At 58.5% G+C, this 20,741-nt stretch carries 17 protein-coding genes; 6 read left to right on the top strand and 11 right to left on the bottom strand.

Annotated features, from left to right (window positions below):
- Positions 1–11 precede the first annotated feature (11 nt).
- Positions 12–905, bottom strand: coding sequence for a TIM barrel protein (locus JSS95_15350; GenBank protein ID MBS1801188.1), 894 nt, complete (start codon positions 903–905; stop codon positions 12–14).
- A 98-nt stretch (positions 906–1,003) separates the two neighbouring features.
- Between JSS95_15350 and JSS95_15345 the strand changes: the two genes are divergently transcribed.
- Positions 1,004–1,789, top strand: a complete 786-nt coding sequence (locus JSS95_15345; protein MBS1801187.1) for a cytochrome c — start codon at positions 1,004–1,006, stop codon at positions 1,787–1,789.
- A complete protein-coding gene (locus tag JSS95_15340) occupies positions 1,786–3,363 on the top strand; it encodes an acido-empty-quinoprotein group A (GenBank protein MBS1801186.1) in 1,578 nt (525 codons plus the stop codon). The genes JSS95_15345 and JSS95_15340 overlap by 4 nt, the downstream gene beginning before the upstream one ends.
- Positions 3,364–3,372: 9 nt before the next feature.
- Here the strand turns inward: JSS95_15340 and JSS95_15335 are convergent, their stop codons facing one another.
- Both JSS95_15335 and JSS95_15330 read right to left on the bottom strand, forming a co-directional pair.
- Positions 3,373–4,221, bottom strand: coding sequence for an IclR family transcriptional regulator (locus JSS95_15335; GenBank protein ID MBS1801185.1), 849 nt, complete (start codon positions 4,219–4,221; stop codon positions 3,373–3,375).
- Positions 4,222–4,265: 44 nt separating this feature from the next.
- The gene (locus tag JSS95_15330; GenBank protein MBS1801184.1) at positions 4,266–5,288 is read right to left on the bottom strand and encodes an MBL fold metallo-hydrolase; all 1,023 of its coding nucleotides are present in this window, start codon (positions 5,286–5,288) and stop codon (positions 4,266–4,268) included.
- Between the two features lie 147 nt (positions 5,289–5,435).
- Here JSS95_15330 and JSS95_15325 point away from each other — a divergent pair, with 147 nt between their 5' ends.
- The 3 genes from JSS95_15325 (at position 5,436) to JSS95_15315 (ending at position 8,908) form a co-directional block, all read left to right on the top strand.
- Positions 5,436–6,560, top strand: coding sequence for a cellulase family glycosylhydrolase (locus JSS95_15325; protein MBS1801183.1), 1,125 nt, complete (start codon positions 5,436–5,438; stop codon positions 6,558–6,560).
- Positions 6,561–7,067: 507 nt separating this feature from the next.
- A complete protein-coding gene (locus JSS95_15320) occupies positions 7,068–8,159 on the top strand; it encodes a histidine kinase (protein MBS1801182.1) in 1,092 nt (363 codons plus the stop codon).
- Positions 8,159–8,908, top strand: coding sequence for a response regulator transcription factor (locus tag JSS95_15315; GenBank protein MBS1801181.1), 750 nt, complete (start codon positions 8,159–8,161; stop codon positions 8,906–8,908). The genes JSS95_15320 and JSS95_15315 overlap by 1 nt, the downstream gene beginning before the upstream one ends.
- A 95-nt stretch (positions 8,909–9,003) precedes the next feature.
- On the opposite strand, the gene JSS95_15310 is transcribed toward JSS95_15315, so the two are convergent.
- From JSS95_15310 to bla, 4 genes are all read right to left on the bottom strand, one after another.
- The gene (locus JSS95_15310) at positions 9,004–10,167 is read right to left on the bottom strand and encodes a phosphatidylinositol-specific phospholipase C1-like protein (GenBank protein MBS1801180.1); all 1,164 of its coding nucleotides are present in this window, start codon (positions 10,165–10,167) and stop codon (positions 9,004–9,006) included.
- Between the two features lie 96 nt (positions 10,168–10,263).
- On the bottom strand, positions 10,264–13,698 hold the full coding sequence (locus JSS95_15305; GenBank protein ID MBS1801179.1) for a TonB-dependent receptor: 3,435 nt from the start codon (positions 13,696–13,698) through the stop codon (positions 10,264–10,266).
- 523 nt (positions 13,699–14,221) lie between these two features.
- Positions 14,222–15,085, bottom strand: a complete 864-nt coding sequence (locus tag JSS95_15300) for an inositol oxygenase (GenBank protein MBS1801178.1) — start codon at positions 15,083–15,085, stop codon at positions 14,222–14,224.
- Positions 15,086–15,259: 174 nt separating this feature from the next.
- Complete coding sequence (gene bla, locus JSS95_15295) at positions 15,260–16,150, bottom strand: subclass B3 metallo-beta-lactamase (protein ID MBS1801177.1); 891 nt, start codon at positions 16,148–16,150, stop codon at positions 15,260–15,262.
- 190 nt (positions 16,151–16,340) lie between these two features.
- On the opposite strand from bla, the gene JSS95_15290 reads away from it, so the two are divergent.
- A complete protein-coding gene (locus JSS95_15290) occupies positions 16,341–16,883 on the top strand; it encodes a DinB family protein (GenBank protein MBS1801176.1) in 543 nt (180 codons plus the stop codon).
- A 14-nt stretch (positions 16,884–16,897) separates the two neighbouring features.
- Here the strand turns inward: JSS95_15290 and JSS95_15285 are convergent, their stop codons facing one another.
- From JSS95_15285 to JSS95_15270, 4 genes are all read right to left on the bottom strand, one after another.
- Positions 16,898–17,197 carry a MoaD/ThiS family protein gene (locus JSS95_15285; GenBank protein MBS1801175.1) on the bottom strand — a complete coding sequence of 100 codons (300 nt, stop codon included), beginning with the start codon at positions 17,195–17,197 and terminating at the stop codon, positions 16,898–16,900.
- A complete protein-coding gene (locus tag JSS95_15280) occupies positions 17,194–18,309 on the bottom strand; it encodes an exo-alpha-sialidase (GenBank protein MBS1801174.1) in 1,116 nt (371 codons plus the stop codon). The genes JSS95_15285 and JSS95_15280 overlap by 4 nt, the downstream gene beginning before the upstream one ends.
- Before the next feature lie 61 nt (positions 18,310–18,370).
- A complete protein-coding gene (locus JSS95_15275; protein MBS1801173.1) occupies positions 18,371–19,393 on the bottom strand; it encodes a LacI family DNA-binding transcriptional regulator in 1,023 nt (340 codons plus the stop codon).
- A 53-nt stretch (positions 19,394–19,446) separates the two neighbouring features.
- Positions 19,447–20,736 carry an EamA family transporter gene (locus tag JSS95_15270; GenBank protein MBS1801172.1) on the bottom strand — a complete coding sequence of 430 codons (1,290 nt, stop codon included), beginning with the start codon at positions 20,734–20,736 and terminating at the stop codon, positions 19,447–19,449.
- Positions 20,737–20,741: the final 5 nt, after the last annotated feature.

Here is a 20,741-nt window from a genome sequence, read left to right as displayed (position 1 = left end):
AGATGTGAGCGCTACACCTTCATCGCGGCAATGGCCTCAAGCCGCGCCGCTTTCAGGACCGTCACCGGATCGCCCACGGGCGAGAACTCCATGCAGATATAGCGGTTGTAATGTAACTCCGCCAGCTTGCGGTAGATATTGGTATAGTTCACCTCGCCCGTACCCGGCTGATGGCGCCCCGGAACGTCGGCTATGTGTACCAGGCCCACCTGGTCGATATTATTCTCCAGCTTTTCGATCAGGTTTCCCGCCTGTCGCTGCTCATGGTAGAAGTCGTACAGGACCTTCACCCGCGGGCTTCCTACGGCGCGTGTAATCTCAAAGGCTTCAGCCACACTGGTGACCGCCTCCTGTTTATGTTCCAGTAGATCGATCGGCTCCAGCACGATCTCGATCTGGTCTTTTTCCAGAAGGTCTGCGGCGTACTTCAGCGTATCGACGATCGCCGCTCTCTGTTGCTCCGGGGTCTGCCCCGGAACACGGGTGTACGCGGTGTAGATAAACTGTTTGCAGCCCAGCTCCTTCGCGCCGGGAATGGCGGCCATCAGGTCGTCGCGCAGAGCGGTACGCTTGGAGTGATCGGCCAGCGCATTGCGTCCGGGCACTGCGCTATCGACCTCGATCCCAAGAGCATGTTTTTTGGCAAGGTTCCGCTTCCACTCCTCGGGAGTCCACTTTTCATACTCTTTACCCACCTCGACACCGTTGAAACCGGCGGCTGCCGCCAAATCCAACTGCTGCTCGAAGGTAAGTCCCTTCGGCAACGTCCACAACATGATGGAAAACTTGTGCCCGCCGTTATCGTCAGGGGCGGCAGAAGCCGGTGCGGCGAACCCATGGCGTCTGGTCAGAAAGGGCATAAGCCACGCCGCCGTTGATATTTTTTGGAACTCTCGACGATTCATCTGGTCTCCTGGTACTAGCGAGCAAGTATAAAGGTAAACGACGTTTTTATTGCACGCGCAAGTTCAAGTAGCGCTCGTTGGGCGCGGAGTTGGATCGAGTGAAGAAGCTATTCCTGAAGTTTATGTATGCGGCGGTCCTGTGCGGCCTCGGTGCAGTTACGCTGCACGCGCAGTTCCCGCAGTCCCCGGTCGATCCAGTGCGTTCCGAGAGCGGATCGAAGATCTACGCTGCCAGCTGTGCGCATTGCCACGGAGACGATGCGCGCGGCACCGCCAACGCGCCCGACCTGCTGCGTTCGGTGCCGGTTTTGCATGACCGGCGGCAGATGCTCTATGGCAAAGAGCTCGCCCCGCTGCTGACAACCCTGCCCGGCCATAACTTCAAGTTCGGCGAAAAAGAGCTTGGCGACCTCTCGCAGTTTCTTACGGCTTCCATCAACGGCATCCTGCGGAGCGGCTACAACTCCCAGCCGACGAATCTGCTCAGCGGCGACGCAAAGGCAGGCGAAGCATACTTCAATGGCGTGGGAGGTTGCAGCAAGTGCCACTCGACGACCGGCGATTTTGCTGGGTTGGGGAAGCGCTACTCCCCCTCGGCCTTGCAGCAGAAGTTCCTCTTTCCCGGCTCGGGGCTGTTCGTCAAACGCAAGGTGCAGGTAACCGTTAAGCTGGCCTCGGGAAAGACTTATACCGGCGATCTCGTCCGCATCGATGACTTCACCGTGACGCTTCGCGAAAAGTCAGACGAGACCCTCTCCTTCAACCGCATACCCGGAACCAAGGTGACGACGGTCAATCCCTTTGCCGCGCACGAAGGTCTGCTGGACAAGTACACCGACACCGACATCCATAACCTGACGACATACCTGGTCACGCTGAAATGAAGCTGCTTACTGCATCGGCAATTGCCCTCTTTCTCTCTTCGACTGCGCTTTACGCACAGGCAAAGCCCGACTCGGCTTCCAATCTGGCGAAGCTGACCGATAGCTGGCCCACGTACAACGGCGACTACTCCGGCCGTCGCTACAGCCCGCTGAATAAGGTCAATACAACGACGGTCAAGCAGCTATCGCTCGCCTGGAGCTTCCGTGTCGAGACAACAACTGCCGGCGGCCGGCGCATCTCCGCCACACCGCTTGAGGTCAACGGCGTCCTCTACTTCACCGTTCCCAGCCACGTCTGGGCGGTCGATGCCCGCACAGGGCACAAGCTTTGGCAGTTCGACTGGGCCAGCAAAGGCGGAGAGAGCATCGGCAACCGCGGTGCCGCCGTCCTGGGCGATACAGTCTACTTCGAGACGGAAGACTGCAACCTGGTCGCTATCGACATCCACACCGGCAAGGAGAAGTGGCACGCTTCCATCGGCAACCCGGACCAGTTCTACTTCGGCAGCGTAGCCCCGGTCATCGTCAAGAACCATGTCATGGTCGGTATCAGCGGCGACGACTTCGACATCCCTGGTTACATCGAGGCCCACGATCCCGAGACCGGCGCGTTGCAGTGGCGCTGGTATACGCACCCCAACCCCGGCGACCCTGAAGCCAAGACATGGCCCAATGACGAGGCCATGCTGCATGGCGGCGGCATGACCTGGGTTGCAGGAACCTACGATCCCGAACTGAATCTCTATTACTTCGGCACCGGCAATGCGCAGCCCGTCATCAATGGCGCCGCACGTCCCGGCGCGAACCTCTACACCTCGACCATCTGCGCTCTGAACCCTGATACCGGCAAGCTCGTCTGGTACTTCCAGCCGAACCCGCACGATACACATGACTGGGACGCCGTGCAGACCCCTGTTCTGATTGACGGTATCGTCGAGGGCAAGAAACGCAAGTTGCTGGTACAGGCTAGCCGCAATGGCTGGTACTTCCTTCTCGATCGCACGAACGGTAAGGCCCTGCTGAGCACCCCCTTCGCCAAGCAGAACTGGACGCTTGGCGTCGACTCGAAAGGCTCACCGATTCCGAATCCCGAAAAGATGGCGAAGCCCAATGGGGCGCTCGTCGCTCCAAATCAGGCGGGAGCGGCCAATTGGTATCCTCCCAGCTTCAGTCCCGCAACTGGACTGTTTTATGTACCGGCCTACGACGCCTACAGCGTCTACTACATCTACGACAACAATAAGAAGCCCGAGGGCTGGGCAGGGAACGACCGTGGCGGATGGTCGCGCGCCTCGCTGCGCGCGCTCGACTACAAGACCGGCAAGGTGCGCTGGAACCACGAGTGGCCCAGCGCCGGAGGCCGCTCAGGGATCCTCACTACAGCCGGGAACCTGCTCTTTACCGGCGACACAACCGCAAACCTGGTTGCCTTCAACGCAACGACGGGTGCGATCCTATGGCACGCGGGGCTGGGCAGTATTGTAAGCAATGGCCCGATCACCTACGAGCTTGACGGTCTGCAATACGTCGTCGCGGCCGCTGGCGACATGCTATACGGGTTTGTGCTGCGATAGCCCATCTGCTTATTTCTTCGCTGGCCGCTTTCTCGTCTGCGTCAGTTCGCCGACAACAGGCTCCGTCAGTGCCCCCATGGCATCGGAGATCTGACGGCTCGCATCCCGCAGAGCGTCAACAATATCGGTCGAGTTAATCGAATCCTCGATGCGCTTGATGTAGGGAATCGTAAGGCCAGCGATTGCGTTGCCCTGCGAGTTCAGCACGGGAAAGCTGAAATTGACGACCCCGGTAATCTCGTAGCTGGCCCGCCGTTCATATCCCCGCGCTCGAATCTTCGCCAGGTGATCGTCCAGGTCGGCAGGCTTCTTCTTCTGCGTCTCGCGTGCCCATTCCTGAATGGCCCGTTCGCAGGAGTCCTCCGACTGGTGGGCAAGAATCACATGACCCGTCGCCGCGTGCATCAGGTCAACCTTCGAACCTACTTTGACGTAAAGTCCGGTGGAGTCGGGCGAATCCACTTGCGCCAGTATGACGACATGTCCCCCGTCAAGCACACCCAGGTGGCACGACTGCCGTGTCTGTTGCGCCAGCGCGTGCATGATCGGCAAAGCCTCGGTGACCATTCGTTTTGTTGGCGGGTGCTCCTGACCCAGCCGGAAGAGCCGTAGTGTCAGGTGGTATCGTTCCCGGTTGGCCGATTGCGCCAGATATCCGCGATGCTCTAGGCACAGCAGCATGCGAAAGATCTCCGACATCGTGCGATTCAGCCGCCGCGCAACTTCGCTGACCGTCATCCCTTCCGGGGTGCTGGCAAAGAGCTCAAGAATATCCAGTCCCTTCTCAAGCGCGGGCGTTGGATAATATCGTTTTTCCGTCGATTTTGATGGTGTGGATCGAGGGGTCGCGGAACGCATTGTTCACAAAGGTAACAAATGCACTCTGCCCTGTCGACGCGCATCTACTGCTGCGCCGGCGGCGCATAGTGTTTAATGGCGCCTGTCCTTGAGTTCCGTATGTCAAAACTTCCGTCGCCGCTTCCCAGCAATTCTAGGTAACTTCCTGCGTCAGTTTCTAGATTGGCAATGTAATCGTCCGCAGTGTTCAGCTCCTGCCCGCCATCCTCAGAGAAGTGAAGCTGCCACAAGGTCTCCAGTCCGGGAGCGCTACCTATCGTCTCCATCGCGGGTGCAGAGCCGCCTTTTCTGGCTCCGTTTTCCATGATGGCCACCCTCGCCCCCAGAGCGTTGACCATGGCTGGGCTTGAGCTCAGGTTCATCCCGTGGTGCGAGACGATGTAAATATCAACACGCCCCAGCTTGTTGACCGGACACACCAGCTCCATCTCCTTGTCCCAGGTCAGATCGCCGAGATCCAGCAGCTTCAGCTTGCCGAAGACAATCTGTATCCCGACGGAACGCCCGTTCTCGGAGTTGTCCGGAGGCCTCACCTCTGCGTCCTTGCAGTACGGGTTCTGCTCGCCTCCGCCCTCCAACGGGGTGTCGATCAACTTGCCATCGGAGCTCACCACGGTGGCCTTCATGCCGACAATCGGTAGAACGTCTCCCGGTCTGGCGAGAATGCGCTTCAGCTTTTTGGCAGTAATGGCTTTTTCAAATGAGGCATAAGTCCGTTGCGTCACTGCGTCATCCTCACGATTAACGCCATGGTCGATAACGGCCCCTACCTTGACCCGATCAAGCAACTGGGCCACACCCCCAGCATGGTCCAGGTGGTAATGCGTAATCAGAAGGTAGTCGACCTTTTGGAGTCCTGCTTCTTTGACCGCCGCAGCAACACGGTTTGCATCCCGCCCATCGTTATCCGGCCATCCCGCATCGACCAGGAGAGATTGTCCCGCTGGCGTTACAAATAGAGTCGCCTGCCCGCCTTCCACATCGATCACGAAGACCCTGAGCTTTCCCCCACCCCCCTTTGGACTCTGTGACCAAACAGCGCAAGGCAGTGCAAGGGCTCCCATCATGGCCCATGCTCCCAGCGCGTGCTTCCATCTCGGCCAACGACCCACCATACCCCCACCCTGTTCTTCGTGCAGTGATTCTATTTGAGTTTTCATCCCGGGATCGTTGATAAATCTGCTACCTCTTCCGCGATATCATGGGAGTCCAATATGAAACTCCGCCGATCTGCCCTCACGCTGGCCTCACTGGCCCTGACAATTCCCTCGATCGCGCAGGCCCACTGGACAAACGAGAAGGCAAACGCCTGGTATGCCAGCCAGCCATGGCTCGTCGGCGCCAATTACATCCCTTCGGACGCCATCAACCAGTTCGAGATGTTTCAGGCTGCAACTTTCAATCCTGCGATCAACGACCGTGAGCTGGGCCTTGCCGAGGGCATCGGCATGAACACGATGCGCGTCTTCCTGCAGGACCAGCTCTGGCAGCAGGACCCCAAAGGATTTGTCCAGCGCCTCGATGCCTTCCTTGCAATTGCGGCGAAGCACCATATCCGCCCCATACTCGTTCTTTTCGACTCCTGCTGGGAGGCCGATCCCCACACCGGACCTCAGCATCCTCCGATCCCTGGCGTTCATAACTCAGGCTGGGTGCAGAGCCCCGGCGGGCCCGAACTCTCCAACCCCGCCTACGAGCCTAAGTTAAAGGAGTACGTCGTCGGCGTCGTCTCAGCCTTTGCCAACGACGACCGCATCCTCGCCTGGGACATCTGGAACGAGCCCGACAATACGAATGGCGAACGTTTCGCCGAGCCGAAGAACAAGGTGGAGCTTGTAGTCGCCATGCTGCCCAAGGCCTTCGCCTGGGCGCGCTCCGCTCACCCCATACAGCCTCTTACCAGCGGCGTGTGGAACGGCAATTGGTCGGACCCTTCGAAAGAGAATGCGGTCACAAAGATTCAGCTTGCCGAGAGCGACGTCATTACCTTCCATAACTATGGTTGGCCGGAGGAGTTCGAGGCCCGGGTTCGCGAGCTTGAACCACTGCATCGCCCCGTCATCTGCACCGAGTACATGGCGCGAGGCGCAGGAAGCACCTTCGACACCATCCTGCCACTGGCGAAGAAGTTAAATGTCGGGGCGATTAACTGGGGATTGGTTGCAGGTAAGACCCAGACCTGGCTTCCGTGGGACTCCTGGCAGCATCCCTATGTTCTCTCTCAGCCAACCATCTGGTTTCACGAGGTCTTCCGTCACGACGGGACGCCCTACCGTAAGCATGAGACCGAACTGATTCAGCAGCTTACCGGCAGAGGAGTAGTACAGCGCGCGAATTAGCTCTCCTCGCAGCGTGGCTTTGTGACGAACAGCCGAATTCCGGTGACGGATTGCGTACGCGTCCTGTCCAGCTTATTGATCCGCTGTCAAACTGTACAAGGCTGATAACAGAACCGTATCTGCCTCAGTCCATTTATCACCGGATTCTGGCCCCATCATATTTTTTAAGCAGTAAGAGACAACGGTCTCTTCTGCCGCAGATTAATGGACTGCAAGCCGGCTGTAGCTGGATAAACATTCTTCGGGAGGAGAGTATGCACTCTTTCAGTTGGAAGCAATCTATCTTCGTCTCAGTTCTGCTCTATGCGGCAGTGGCTTACGTTCCATCCGGCCACGGCATCGTCCGGCACCCCTCTCCGGCCAGAAGCAACGTCTGTTCGCAAGTGGCATTCTGAGGTTTGTTTGCGTCGTGGCAGGGGCGAAGCAACTGTCGATTCATTGAGGAAGGGGAGGTCCACTCACCTGACATTCTCGCGTTGGAAAAAAGAAACGAACCAGCCGTGGTTGATGCACCCCCTGGTCTTTATCTCCGGGGCCACCTCCCTTGGGTTTCTTTTTGCCTTGCAGGAGTGGATCCACGCGCGACTCTGGAACATGCACCTCACGCTCGGTCTTCTGTTGAAGGCCTGGGGCGCGCAGTACTTCATCTGGGGTGTGCTCTGTTGGGTCGGCTGGTGGACGCTTCGATCGCACATCTACAACGCCGGTTGGAAGAAGTTGCTCCTGCTTTTCTTTCCGCTAAGCATCGTTGTCAGTGTTTTGGAAGAAGCGATCTGGGTCTCGCTCTTTCCCCAAATCCCGATTGGTAAGCCACCGATGCCGTTTTTGCAACGCCTGTCGTTCCAGCTTGACGCAGAGTTTCTCGACAACCTCGTCATCTTCTGGTCGGCCTTCGTTCTCTTTCGCAGCATCGGCTATTACCTTCGCTATCGCGAGAAGGAACGCATTGCAACGCAACTTCAGTCTCAACTGGTACATGCGCAGATGCGCGCGTTGCGGATGCAGCTCAACCCCCACTTCCTGTTCAACACGATGAACAGCGTATCCAGCCTCATGCGCACTGACATCGCGGCCGCCGATCTCATGCTGGAACAACTCAGTCGCCTCCTCCGTATTACATTGCATCGCGGCGACGCGCAGTTCATCCCATTAAGCGACGAGATGGAATTTATCGAGATGTACCTGGCAATGCAGGACCGAAGATACGCGGGGCGTGTAAGGCAGACGATGAACGTCGATCCCCGCGTGCACGATGCGCTTGTGCCCTCGATGATTCTGCAGCCGATCGTCGAAAATGCTTACGCGCACGGTCTTTCGCGGCTCAGTTCCAACGGCCTGCTCTCAATTGAAGCAGAACCGCGCGGTTCTGCTCTTCAACTCACGGTAACGAACAACGGCGTGGGAATTCTTCCTCCATCTTCCGCCAACGGCAGCGGCGTAGGGCTCTCCAACGTGCGGGAACGCCTGCTGATGCACTATGGCGGTGAACACAGCTTTTCTATGTCCCAGATCGATGACAACCGCGTTCAGGTTGTCATGACGCTTCCGCTGCGCTTTGCGGCAAGCCCCATCGAAAAAACAACAGGGTATGGTGTGTGATGATTCAGGCAGTCCTTGCCGATGATGAGGTGCTGGCGCGGCAGAAGTTACGCCAGCTTTTGCGAGAGATTCCCGAGATCGAGATCGTAGGCGAAGGCGCGACCGCCGGAGAGACCATTGACTTGGTGCGCGCTACCAAGCCTGACCTTCTCTTCCTTGACGTTCGTATGCCCGACATGGATGGGTTCGACGTCGTCGGCGAGCTTTCGTCGCCAGGCACGCAACTGCCATGCATCATCTTTACTACGGCATACGATCGCTATGCTCTGCGTGCGTTTGAGATTCACGCCGTCGACTACTTATTGAAGCCCTTTACTCTCGACCGTTTCCGCTCCGCGACACAGCGCGCCATGGACCAGATCAAGGCCATCAAGCAGGACCCGCAGGCTGCCCTTCGTAAACGCGCCGACGCGAACCAGTACACCACGCGCATCGTCTTCAAATCCAAGGGACGCATCCTCTTTCTCCCCGTCTCGGAGATATGCTGGATCGGCGCGGAAGAGAACTACGTGCGAATCTGTACGCAGTCCGAGACGCATCTGCTGCGCGAGACGATGACGCATCTGGAAGAAAAGCTGGACCCCAATACCTTCCTTCGTGTCCATCGCTCGTCCATTGTCAATCTGCAATATGTCAAAGAGGTTCGCCCTGAAACAGACGGAGAGTATGGGGTTCACCTGCTCAACGGCCAGAGAATCGCAATGAGCCGCGGCTACCGCTCGCGCATAAAAAACTGGCTCGAGCGCTAACCCGAGCCAGTCTCACAGTATGAGTGACAAATCGTCGCTCTGAGCGCAGCGAAGAATCTCAGTAGTTCGATTTTGACCTCTGACTCCTTTACGAATTATCTCCGGGTGCCGGCTGCCATCGGTGGCTCCAGAAGACTATCCACGCACTGCGCAGGCTTGTTGACCGGATTGCACCGCGCAACCAGTCCATCGGGAAACTTCACCACGAACGACGTCCACGGCGAAGGCTCCGACGGAGGATAGTCGGTGCTGATCATCTGCGCTCCGCTTGAAAGCGCCAGATCGCGGCGCGTGGTGTCGTTCGTTCGCGCCTGTTCCGTGCCTTCATCCGTTCGCGTGCGAACCAGGTAGCCCTTCTTCACCAGCGCGTCGATCGCCTCGCGCGACCCGTTGTTCTGCTCGATGAACGCGGTCTCCGGCTGCCCCGGATCGGAGTTGGTAAACAGGATCCGCCCCTTGAGCGATGGGTGTCCTTCGGCATAGACCGGGCCTGCCTTGTGCTGGTCCATCAGAAAGACGACCTTGCCCCGTGCCTTGGCCAGCGTCGGCCAACTGCCGGCAAGCACGGCTGCTTCAAGCGAAGCGGCGTCTCCGCGGACATCGTCCGGTGTAATCATTTCGTTCGATTTGAAGACCGAGCGTATCTCAGAGTCGAGCCCGTCGAACACTGCCGGCGTAAATGGCTCCGTCTTCACCGCGTCCGGCATCTCCTTCATCTCGCCCTCCTTCGTCTCCACCAGAATGAAGATCGGCAGATGCTTCGGGTGTTGCTTCGACCAGGTCTTCACCATCGTCAGGCACTTCACGAAGGTGTGGCAGGTGCTGCGCTCGTCAACATCCTGCATATGCATGACCTTGAAGCCCGGCTTGTCCATCTCGTGCTCGGGATCGAACTCGGGGTCGGCGGGCAGACCGGCCTTGACAGTAGCTGCGTCGATCTTCGGGTGCGCGAAGCGGCCACCCTTGGCATCGGCAAAGACATCGATCTCAATCTGACGAACGCCGCCGCTAAGTTGGTCCGGCAATGGGGCATGACTGTAGTCGAGTGAACGCAGCGCGCGAGGGTTCTTCATCTCCATGTACTTCCGCTCGCTGGGAGCAAACCCGGCGTGATAGCTGTTGTGCGAGCCGATCACCTGAATCTGGTTCAGGCGCACGATCTTGTCCTGCACTGACTGCGATAGTTGCTGGGCCGGTGCGCTCTGGCTAGCGGCGAAGACGGCGGAGACAACCGCTACGATGGAAATGCTTCTCAACATTTGAAGTTCTCTCTTTGGCTTGACGAACGCCCGGTTCAAAAATGAAGGCGCCGTTCGTAACAACACGGCGCCTTCGCAGATAAAAAATAGCTTCGCTTAGAAGATAAACTTCGCAGCAAGCTGTAGTTGACGTGCGGGGAACGCAGTGGTGATCTGTCCAAAGCTGGAGCTGCCAAACGTAGTATTGGAGCCCATGTAGTTGACTTTGTTCAGCACGTTGAACGCTTCGGCACGGAAATCGAGGTTCGAGCTGTCGCTCCAGAGTGGGAACGCCTTGTGCAGGCCGAGGTCGGCCTGGTAGAAGGCATTGGAACGAGCCAGGTTACGTGAGGAGTTGCCCCACGGATCGGCCGAGGTGATCGACGCATCGGTGGGAAGGAGGAACGCGCTGCCGTTGAAGTAACCCGACAGTGCCGTCGCCGTCTTGGTCTTGGTCGTGCCGTAGAGCGGCTGACCGGCTACGCGGTAGGGACGGTAATTGACCAGGTCGGAGACATACATCGGGTTGCTGTTGGCCAGTGAGTAGGTGACGTTGAGCGGGAGACCGCTGGTCATGGTGTTGATGAGTGTGAGCTGCCATCCGCCAAGAACGGTATTGACCAGCCGCCCCGATGAGCCGCCCCATTGATGTCCGTGACCGTAGGGAAGGTCATAGACGACGGAGAGAGTATCGGCCAGAGGCTGATCGTATCCACCCGGGCCGTAGTCGCGGCTTGGGTTGGCGAAGTTGACGCGTGAGGTGTCGCCGTTCGAGGTCTCCAGATGGCCCGAGGAGATATCGAAGTAGCGGCTCCACGTAAACGAGTTCAGCAGGTAGAGGCCCTTCGAGGCGCGCTTCTCCAGCTTGAACTGCAGTGAGTTGTAGTTGGCAGTGCCGCCACCGTAAGCAACCTCGATACCGGCAAAGTTCGAGATCGGACGGCGAGGTTGCAGCGTTGTAGCGCAACCGGCGCCACGGCAAGGAGTGCCCTGGTTGTAGTCACCCAAAATCTGCATGTGAGTGCTCTTGTTGCCGACGTATGCCAGATCAGCAGTGATGCCATAGGGCAGCTGACGCTGGACACCGAACTGATACTGCTGCACGTAGCCCGTCTTGAAGTTCTTCGGAATGTAGCGCGAGAGCACGTTCAGCGGGTTGAAGTAAGCGGCTGTGGTCAGGTTCGACGCATAGCCCTGCTGCGTCTGACGGAAGCAGGCGGACTGTAGCTGTGTGTCGTTCACGCAGAGCGCGGCTGCTGTTGGAGCAACCTGAGGAGAGATGTTCGCGTTGACGACATCGGGGCCGTTGTAGGTGAGGTTGTTCTCGCCGCCAGCACGGTTCCACTGCGTGTAGACGATGCCGTAGCCTCCACGAATGACGGTTTTGTCATCTGCCGAGTAGGCGAAGCCGAAGCGAGGCGCCCAGTTGTTCAGTGGTGTGTTGACCAGCGAACGGCTGTAGACGCCGCCGTTGCGGGCGTGAATCAGCGACTTGGTCGCCGGATCAAAGTTCGAGAGACGATTGTCCTTCTCGTACTGCGGCGTCACGATCTCGTAACGCAGACCGGCGTTGATGGTCAGCTTCGGCGACACCTTGATGTCGTCCTGGAAGTACATGAAGTTGTAGCGCTGGCGCAGGTTGACGACAGCGTAGGTGGTGATGGAGTAGGCCGAACGATTGCCGAACATGAAGTCGGCCAGGTTCTGTGCCTGCTGCAACTGAGAGCTAAGCGACGGCGCGCCTGCGGCAATCGTGGTGCTCGCCGGATTGCCGCCGTTGGTTGACTTATCAGCCGCGTACTGACCTTGATAGTTGTCTTGGCCATAGCTGGGATTGAAGTCGTTCAGTACCGTGTTGACGGCCTGCCACTCGTAGCCGAACTTCATGGAGTGCTTGCTCTTGATCCAGGTGAAGTTGCCCTTCGGGTTGTAGATCGTCGGATTCTGGAACTGAGGATTCGACGGCTGCGCTCCAAACTGCGAATAACCAGTCACGGACTGCGCATTTAGAGAACGAACGACCAGCGGGTCGGTTGGCAGGCCATCGGTGATGCCATTCTCCACGAGCATCGAGCTCTGTCCCTGACCGATGGGGAACTTGCCGCCTTCGTTCTTCGACCAGCCAAAGCGGACGTCGAGCAGCTTGTTGGCCGCGATCGTCCAGGTGACGCCACCGGCAATGTTCTTGTTCTTGATATTGACGTTGCCGTTCGAGTTTCCGCCCGCGCGTCCGGGGATGCTGGGAGGATCAAAGATGTAGCCCTGGTGCTGGCTGTAGCGGCCGAAGATGGTCCAGCGATCGTTGAAGGTGTGATCGACGCGGCCGTCACCCTTGTCGTCGTTGATGATGCCGCGCGGCGTGATGGCGTAGTTGTTCGACAGAATGGCCGAGTTGTTGGCCGTTGGCAAGGCTCCAATCACAGCACGTGCGAATGGCGTCATATCCGCCGTGGGAATCTGGCCCAGGTACTTCTTGCCTGTGATGGGGTTCTGCAGCGGGATTGCATTGCTTGGGTTTGTGGCGTTGTCGTTGAGATAGAACAGGCCGTTGCGCTGGTTGTTGGAGGGCAGTGTGGAGCTGGCACTCGGGTTGTTGAAGATCTGACGCACACCCTCGTAGTCGGCGAAGAAGAAGGTGTGGTCCTTCCAGATCGGGCCGCCGAAGGTTCCTCCAAACTGGTTGCGGATGAACTTGGGCTTGGTTGCGCCAGTGGCAAGGAACGGCCCAATGGCGTTGAAGCTGGTGTTGCGGACGTAGTCCCAGGCGCGGCCGTGGAACTGATTGGTGCCACGGCGGACCGATGCATTGATCACGGCGCCAGGGCTGCGGCCGTACTCGGCCGAGTAGTTGTTGGTCTCAACGCGGAACTCGTTGACGGCGTCAGGTGACGGCGGAATATTTTCGTTAGCGAAGCCCTGGTTCGACGTGCCGTAGTTGTTGTTGTCCAGACCGTCGAGCAGGTAGTTGTTGAAGGCCGAGCGCAATCCGTTGATGTTGAATGAACCCTCGCGACTGGAGGTAGTCGTGTTCTCGATCAGGGACTTGCGGGCGCCGGGAACCAGCAGAACGAGGTCGGCGTAAGAACGGCCATTCAGCGGCAGGTCTTCGACCTGCTTGGTTCCGATGACGGTGGAGTGCGAGCTCGTCTCCGTGTCCAGCAACTGCGCCGCCGAAGTGACCGTTACCTCGGAAGTCACCGAGCCGGCCTTCAGGTTGACGTCCACGCGCTGACGGGCATTTGTCTGCACGGTGAAGGTTTCGGTGCGGGCCTTATCGAACCCCTGTGCCTCGGCGAGAACCTGGTAGTTGCCGATCTGCACGCTCGGGAACTCGTACTTTCCTTCGGCATCGGTCTGCTTGACCTGCTTGATGCTCGTTCCAATGTTGGTCAGCGTAACGTTCGCTCCGGGCACTGCCGCGCCGGAGGCGTCACGCACATAGCCCAGCACGGACGCCGACTCAAACTGCGCAAGGGCAGGGATGCCGCTCAATGCCAGTACTGCAACAACTGTGAAGATCCACATCGCCGCATCGCGTGTTGCTCGATACATGCGCGCCAGAGGACCGCTGGGAGATGATTCATACTTCTCGGATGACGATGAAGTGAAAGTTCGATTGAAGTTCATAGCTTGCCTCTCAAATTTGCTACGTCTGCTGCTTCCCGTATCTCTGATCTCAAAGGGTTGAAGTCGTCCCACAACTTTCATGTCTCCAGGTAACGAAATCCTGGAAGGGGCATGGTTGGGTCTGTTTTTCGATTCCACGCGCAACACTACCGATGTCGAATGAGCGCTGTCAATACAAATTCGTCAACGGTAACGATAACGTAGATTTATGAGTTGTTGAATTTAACTATTGAAAACAAAATACTTATATATTGAATACTGCAAGTTTAGCGAAAACGTAAATTTATGACCAAACATGAAGCATTTGTCTAGAACCATCTTGCCGTAGTGAGATAAACCTCAGGTAAATAAGCGGTAACTCGGCAACCCAATCGAGCGGTCATCGAAGCAAAGCAAAAGGCCCTGGATTTCAAGTCCAGGGCCTTTCGCCGTTAAGTGGTCTGGTTGGCTACCAGGCGATCTTCTCCGGAAAGAACTCGGCAAACAGGTCGCTGTAGTAGGGCTTCAACTCCTTGAGGTCAGGTTTGGTGTGGCCCTTCGAGTAGAGATCATACGGATTGAACTGGTTCACCCAGTACAGACTCTCCTTGTCCTTCTCGTTCATCAGGTGTTTGTACGCCCCGTGCCGGTGCCAGGCGTAAAAGGAGTGGTAACGCAGCATCGCCAGGGCCGAATCGGGAAGGTAGTTCTTCGTCGCCTCATAGATGTATCCGTCGTGACCGAACGACATATGCACGTTGTCCAGACCGCAGTTCGGCTCGTAGATGCCGTACTTCGTGCTGTAGACCGGGTGGTTCAGGTCGGGATTGGCCTTGAAGTACTCAGGGAAGACGATCTGGTCGGAATAAGCGCAGCCCACCGGGAAGGTATCGCCCACGACGCCCCACTGCGGCTCGCCGTACAGGCACAACACCTTGCCCAGGTCATGCACAAAGCCCGTGAGCACAAACCAGCGAGGGTGGCCGTCCTTGCGGATCGCCTCCGAGGTCTGAAGCAGATGCTCAATCTGGGTCAGGTCGGTATCGGGGTCGCTGTCGTCGACCAGGGTGTTCAGGAACTCCGCCGCCTCCCAGATGGTCTTCATGCCCTTGGTCAGGCCGAAGTACTCCTTCTCTTTCGCCATTACATAGTCGTAGGTCTGGTACTGGTGGTTCAGGCGGTAGAACTCGGCGACGCCGGGTGTCGCCTTCTCGTCGTACTGGCGGAATTCCTCTTCCCCCTTACCTTCCTTGTAGCGGCCTTGTAGAAACTCGTCCCACTCCTCCATGTCTTTTCCAAGGGGAGCATTCGGTGCGACTGTTGTTGTAGACATCTCATCCTCCATACAGGCCTGCTGCAAGTTACCGCTAACTATAGGCCTCGCAGGATATTGCTGGCAAGTAGAAACCGAACTTGGAACAAATGTTTTTTTGATACTTCCGTGGGAACTCCCACAGGAAGCCAAACAGGCTGTCATTCCGTGGTTTGAAAAATTTCGCGCGTCAGCTCAGTGCGCCTGTCCCTTCTGCTGCCGGGCCAGTTCTGCTTTGAAAGCCCCTTCACGATCAATCACATAGCGCTTGTACCCTTCAGGGTCGAAGAAGGCAGCTGGTGCACCCCGCTTCATGCGAGCGTATTTTTCTTCCAGCCCGTAGTACGCTCCATGAGCGCCCAGGAAGATATCGCAATGCAATGACTTGAGGATGTCGAAGGTGCGTGCGAAGTCGGTAGCAATCTGCGGATACTCCGCATTATTCACCAGCTTGTAGCCGGTATTGACGTTTGGGCTGCCGACGATCACCACATCGAAGGGGTGGCCGCCGTCGTTGATCGTCATGGTCCAGGTCGTGCATCCCCTGGTGTGTCCGGGAGTCTTCCGGGCTACCAGCGTTGCATCTCCCAGTGTCACGATGTCCCCATCGTGGAGCACGCGATCGACCTTCGCCGGTTTGTACCAGTTGCTCGGTTGTTTGCCGTAGAAGAAGTCACTTTTGCCTCCGTCCTCCACCACGGGAACGTCGGCATCCATTACCAGATATTTAGCGCCTGTTAGCTCTTTGATGGTCGCGCTGCCGGCATCGTGATCGAAGTGGGCATGGCTGATAAGCAGCACCCTCGTATCGCTGAATTTGAAGCCCAGTTGCTCGATACTCTTTTTGATCAGCGGCACCGAGCTCTCAAGGCTCGAATTGATCAGGATGTTCCCCTCCTTCGTCACGATCAGATACGACGCCAGCTCTTTGCTGCCGACGTAGTACAGGTTGCCGACGATGCGGTGCGGAGGAAACGGCTCCGTCCAACCCGGATTGTTCTGGGCAAAGCTGCTACGCGAGAGTCCCGCGATGAGGAGCACCAACAATAGGAAGGGGAAGGTGAGATGCCAGGCGCGACGGTTCATCTGCCAAGCATGGCACTGTCGCGGCGCATTTTCCATCTGGAGCGAGGAGGAAATTCGGTGTCCATCTGTATACCTCCGCCGCTCGTCACAATCCCGCCTGAAAAGCAGTGACCTGCGCTACACAGACCACCGCGCCTCTCTAAACTGTCACACGGACTTTGAAACTCTCTTCGAGGAGGTCAGAAATCGCATGAGAAAGCTAGCTTTTGCACTCTTGTTCGCCACGCTCCCCGGCATACTCGCCGCGCAGACGCCGCAGCCCAAGCCACCCACGACCCTGAAAGGCGTTTTGCTGGAGCAGCTCCGCTCCACCCATAACGCCCAGGAGTGGTTCGCCTCCGGCAACACCGCCATCGCCGGTCTCACCGCCGAGCAGGCGCGCTGGACCGATGGCAAAGGCAATCACTCCGTCGGCCAGCTCACCTACCATCTCGTCTACTGGAACAAGCGCGCACTGATGCAGTTCAAGGGCGAGAAGCCGGCGCAATTCAATGGCAACAACGACGAGACGTTCAACAACTTCACCCCCGAGCAGTGGAACGACCTCGTCAAGCAATTCGATCAGGTCATGGCGGAGTGGGAGAAGGCCGTCGAAGCAGCCGACGACGCGACCGTAGCACAAAAAGCCAGCCTCATTGCGCATGTCGGAGCACACAACGCCTATCACATCGGCCAGATTGTCTTCGTCCGCAAGGAGCAGGGATCGTGGGACCCATCGAAGGGCGTGAAGTAGCGGCACAACGGGGTTTACCCTCCGGCGATCGCGCCAATCACCAGCAGCGGCTCCTTGCCCTCAGCGACTTCAAGAGGCAATAGCGTGTCCGGCGATTCGTGCGATAGATCGCTTTCGCACGCAAACAATCGCATGAATGCGCGTCGTTGCTGCGTTGTGTGATCGCGGATCGTGCCGCTGAGCATTGGGTAGGCCGCTTCCAGTGCGTTGAGCACGGTGCGCTGCGTCACCGCGCCATCGACCTCCACCTTGACCTCGCCCTGTACACGCGCCAGTACGCGCAGATGCGCCGGAAGCATCACGCGCACCGTCATGGCAGGGTCTGCACCTCGACCGAGAGCACGGCCGGAAGGTCGCGCACGATCGGTGTCCAGTTGTCGCCGGCGTCGGGAGACATGTAGACCTGACCGCCCGTGGTCCCGAAGTACACGCCGCATTCATCCAGCTTGTCCACGGCCATGGCGTCGCGCAGCACGTTGACGAAGCAGTTCTCCTGCGGCAGCCCCTTCGTCAGCGGCTCCCACTCGTTGCCGCCCGTGCGGCTGCGATAGACGCGCAGCTTGCCGTCGAGAGGGAAGTGTTCCGAGTCGCTCTTGATCGGGACCACGTAGATCGTCTCCGGTTCGTGCGCGTGAACGTCGATGACGAAGCCGAAGTCCGTGGGCAGATTGCCGCTGACCTCTGTCCACAGGTCGCCCGCATTGTCCGTGCGCATCACGTCCCAGTGCTTCTGCATGAAGAGCACGCCCGGCCGCTCCGGGTGCATGGCGATGTGATGGACGCAGTGGCCTACCTCGGCCGCCGGGTCGGGGATGTACTGCGAGCGGAGTCCCTGGTTGATCGGCTTCCACGTTTCGCCGCCGTCGTCGGTGCGGAATGCTCCGGCAGCAGAGATGGCGATGTACATCCTCTTCTCGTCGCTTGGGTCGAGGATGATGGTGTGCAGGCACATGCCTCCCGCGCCTGGCTGCCAGTGCGGGCCGGAGCCATGCTTGCGCAGACCCGGCATCTCCTGCCAGTTGTGTCCGCCATCGTCTGAGCGAAACAACGCCGCATCTTCCACCCCTGCGTAAACGACATCGGGATTCGTCAGCGAAGGCTCAAGATGCCACGCGCGCTTGAACTCCCAGGGGTGCGGGGTTCCGTCGTACCACTGGTGCGTTCCGGGGACGCCGTCATATACAAATTTGTTGCCTACCGTCTCCCAGGTCACGCCGCCGTCATCGGACCGCTGCATTACCTGGCCGGACCAACCGCTCGACTGCGAGACATACAGGCGGTTGGGGTCTTTGGGAGATCCCTTCATGTGATAAATCTCCCAGCCGGCAAAGTGAGGCCCGCTGACCTCCCAGTTTTTCCGTTTTCCGTCCGAGGTGAGTATGAAGGCGCCTTTGCGCGTTCCAACCAGAACTCTTACTTTGCTCATCGTCCGTACCGTCCTTCTCGTCTGAAGTATGCGTGCGGTTGATTCAACTTGCGGAACTGATTCAGGCAGGATTTGCAGAACCCACGGTCGAGGCACGCTCCACCAGGGTTGGGGGAACCAGAATACTCTTCGGAGGCTGCTCAGGGTTGGCTACCAGCTCGAGGGCCAGCTCACCCGCGATGCGTCCGAGTTCAGCGGTGCCGTGATCGATGGAAGAGAGCGGCACCTTCAGATAGTCGTTGTAGCGCATGTTGCCGCACCCGATGAAGGCGATATCTTCCGGCACGCGAAGCCCAGCTTCCAGTGTGGCTTCAATGGCGCCAATCGCGGTCAGGTCGTTGTAGCAGAAGACGGCATCCGGAGGCTCGGGAAGTTCCAGCAGCTGCCGCATGGCCTTGGTGGCCGTCATGTCGCCAGTCTCTTCCAGCCGGTTGCACAACACGACATAGTTCTCTGGCGCAGGCAGCCTGGCTTCGGCCAGCGCGTTGCGGTAGCCGCGCAGGCGGTCGTAGGCGGGGCTGGTGTTCTGGCTGGCGATGTGCGCGATGCGCTTACGGCCGAGCCCGATCAGGTGGTTCGTCGCCATCTCGCCCACAAGGATGTCGTTCGACCCCACAAAGTGCGCCGCCAGGTGAGGGAAGTTACGGTCGAAGAGGAGATATGGTGTGCGCTCGTCGCCAAGCTCATAGAAGTTGCGCAGGCTGGGTTGGCAGGATGCAATCAGCAGAACATCGATCCCGCGCCGCAGCAGCGTCCGGATCTCCTGCCGTTCCACTTCGGGGTCTTCTTCAGACGAAGCCAGGATTAGGGCGCGATTGCTCGTTCGCAGGACGGCGCTCAGCGACTTGGCGAACTCCGCGAAGAAGGGGTGAACCAGGTCCGGCACCACGAGCCCGACGGTGTATGTCTTGCCGCTAGCCAATCCCCGGGCCAGCATATTGGGCTGATAGTTGAGTTCCTTCATGCGCTTCAGCACGCGCTTGCGGGTTTCGTCGCCGATGTCTTTGTTGCCGCGCAACACCTTTGAGACGGTAACGACCGAGACGCCGAGGTCGCGCGCAATGTCTTTAAGTCTTACAGCCATAGCTCAATCATCCTACAGAGGCGCCTTTGCGTGAAACAATCTTATCGTTGCGATCAACTGAATCGCGTCCTGCGCCACAGACACCATCCGCCAACGGCGAGGCTGACAATTAGTACCACCCCCAGCACTCCAACCCACGCCATATTCATATATAGCGGCGGAACGGTGGCGCTGAGACCAAGCCACAGGAAGACTCCGGTAGCCGCTGCAACGATGGCATAGTCCCACCAGCGCCGCTTTTCGTCGCGGTCGCCGAACTCGTCCCCCGCCTGTGCTGCCAGTGTGCGGTTGTAATCCAGGCCATAGCGGTCGCACTCGCGCAGAACGGCTTCGTTGTTGGAGGTCTGTTCGCGCGCCGAGGCCACGGCCGTCCCAATCGCAAGTGCTCCCAGAATCATGACGAGCGAGCCTCCTAGCACCAGCAGTCGGTGTCTTGAGTCTGCTCCGGCCAGTTCGCCGAAGACCAGCGCCCCCCACGCCAGCCCCCAGAGCTGGTTCGTATTCGACAGCGGAATGCCGCGGCCAATGCCGAGATACTTTGCCGCGAACTGCTGGAAGAGGTCGCCGATGACCCAGACAAAGCCGCCCAGGAAGAGCCAGAAGACCAGCCCGCGATGGTGGAAGAGGTCGAACGATGGCGAATGAATTCCACCGTCCAGCGCCAGCGTCAGGGCGAGTACGGTCCCAAGCTCGCCTACCGTGAAAGCGGTGACAAACGAGAGCGGGTTCATCCCGCTGATATACGCCTTGCGGTAAGGAACATACATCGTCCCCCACATAAAGCTCGCTCCGATCGCGGCAAGAATCCCTCGTACTGCATGGGAGGATGCGGCGCTTCCGCCATGGATCGTGCTGAAGCCGAGCATCACAGCGGCGATGACGATTGCCACGGCGCCCAGCACCACCTTGCTGATGTTTCCCGCGTTCGCGCCCTGAAGCTCCTTGAAAAGCACACGCCCCCAGAACAGTCCAATCAACGAGTTGGCGTTCCACAGCGGGAAGGCGACGGCCAGGCCCACATCGCGGATGGCAAAGACGGTCAGCGTATTGGCGACCGCCCACAGGGCCCCGGCGAGCAGCGCCCATACGATCAGGTGTTTCTTCTCCATCAGGTCGGCAAAGACGTAGCCCGTGCCCTTGAGCAGCGTCGGAAACGTCCATCGTGCCGTAAAGACCCCGGCGACCATGCAGAGCGACACGGCAAACGGAGACAGCCCCGTGTTCACCAGCTTGGTAGGGGCCTCCGCCGCGCCCAGCCACACCCCTGCGGTCAGGCCGCAGATCACACCTAAGCCATGCAGCGATAATCCCTGCTTCTTTACTTTCTCGGCCACGCCTGCCATTCGCT

The organism is Acidobacteriota bacterium (assembly GCA_018268895.1).
GTDB lineage: Bacteria > Acidobacteriota > Terriglobia > Terriglobales > Acidobacteriaceae > Edaphobacter.
Note: the sequence above shows the minus strand (reverse complement) of the source record. Positions and strands in the feature narration are given on the sequence as shown.